The 1,492-nt window shown below is 67.5% G+C and carries 2 protein-coding genes; one reads left to right on the top strand and one right to left on the bottom strand.

The features are described from left to right. Nucleotides 1–853, top strand: an 853-nt coding sequence (locus HP546_RS30125; protein WP_172233500.1) for a formylglycine-generating enzyme family protein, incomplete at its 5' end; no start/stop codon positions are given. On the opposite strand, the gene HP546_RS30130 is transcribed toward HP546_RS30125, so the two are convergent. Further along, a partial coding sequence (locus HP546_RS30130; RefSeq protein ID WP_172233503.1) for an acyl-CoA dehydrogenase family protein occupies nucleotides 837–1,492 on the bottom strand: 656 nt, incomplete at its 5' end. The two genes, HP546_RS30125 and HP546_RS30130, sit on opposite strands and share 17 nt — an antisense overlap.

The following is a 1,492-nucleotide window of genomic DNA, read 5'->3' on the forward strand; positions in this document are numbered from 1 at the left end:
CGGGTTCAGCTTTGGCTCGGACCGCTACTACGACGAGGAAGGCCCGGCCCATGCGGCGAAGGTGTCGGCTTTCTGGATCGATGTGCACCCGGTCACCAACGCGCAGTTCGCCCGCTTCGTGGCCGCCACCGGCTACCTCACCCATGCCGAACGGGGCATCAGCACCGAGGACGACCCCACCCTCCCCGAGCACCTGCGGGTGCCCGGGGCAATGGTGTTCCAGCAAGGCCCGGATGTACCCAGCCCTGGCTGGCAGTTCGTGGCCGGGGCAAATTGGCGCCACCCGCTGGGCCCGGACAGCAGCGTGATAGCGCAGGACAACCACCCGGTGGTGCAGGTGGCGCTGGAGGATGCGCAGGCCTATGCCCGCTGGGCCGGGCGCAAGCTGCCCACCGAGGCCCAACTGGAATACGCCATGCGCGGCGGCCTGCAGGATGCCGACTTCAGCTGGGGCACGACGGAACTGCCCAAGGGCAAGCTCATGGCCAATACCTGGCAGGGCCAGTTCCCATACCACAACGCGGCTGCCGATGGCTTTACCGGCACCTCGCCGGTAGGCTGCTTCCCGGCCAACCGCTTTGGTTTGTTCGATGCCGGCGGCAATGTCTGGGAGCTGACCCGCACCGGTTACCGGCCCGGCCATGCCGCGCAAGACAACGCCAAAGCGGATCCGCCCGGCCCCAGCCTGGCGCAAAGCCTGGACCCTGCCGAACCGGGCGTGAAGGTGGCGGTGATCAAGGGTGGCTCGCACCTGTGCTCGGCGGACCGCTGCATGCGCTACCGGCCGTCGGCGCGGCAGCCACAGCCGGTGTTCATCGCCACTTCACACGTGGGCTTCAGGACGGTTCGCTGATGTACGGCAAAGGTGCTGCGGCCGCCTCGACGGCCGCCACCTGCCGGTCGAAATCGGGTAGCAGGTAGTTGAAGAAGAACCCCACGCTTTGCTGCTTTTCCAGCCGCTGCGGCGCATCCAGCGGCAGTGCCTGGATGCAGCGCGCGGTGCGCGCCCAGGCGTAGGCTTGCAAGGCGGTGGCGCACAATTGCAGGAAGCCGCCCGCGGCACGGTATGCATACTCGGGGTCGTCTGACGCGGCACGCATGACCTTGGCAAGCACGTCCTCCAGCGTGTCGCACACCCTGCGCAGCGCATCGCCCTCCTCGCGCAGTGCCTCCAGAAGCAGCGCGAAGCCTTCGCCACCATCGCCCAGCACCTTGCGCAGCAACAGGTCATTGGCCTGCACTTCGTTGGTGCCTTCGTAGATCATGGCGATGCGGCTGTCGCGCAGGGTCTGTTCGATGCCGAACTCGCCTGTGTAGCCATACCCGCCAAACACCTGCAGGGCCTTGCTGGCCAGGCTGAAACCGTAGTCGGTGAAGGCCGCCTTGACGATCGGCGTCAGCAGGGCCGCCAGCTTAGACGCCTTGGTCCGCTGTGCCGGGTCGGCTGCTGCGGCGGCCACATCCAGCCAGTGCGCCGTCCAGTAGCCCAGCG

The organism is Pseudomonas sp. CM25 (assembly GCF_013179705.1).
Classification (GTDB): Bacteria; Pseudomonadota; Gammaproteobacteria; order Pseudomonadales; family Pseudomonadaceae; genus Aquipseudomonas.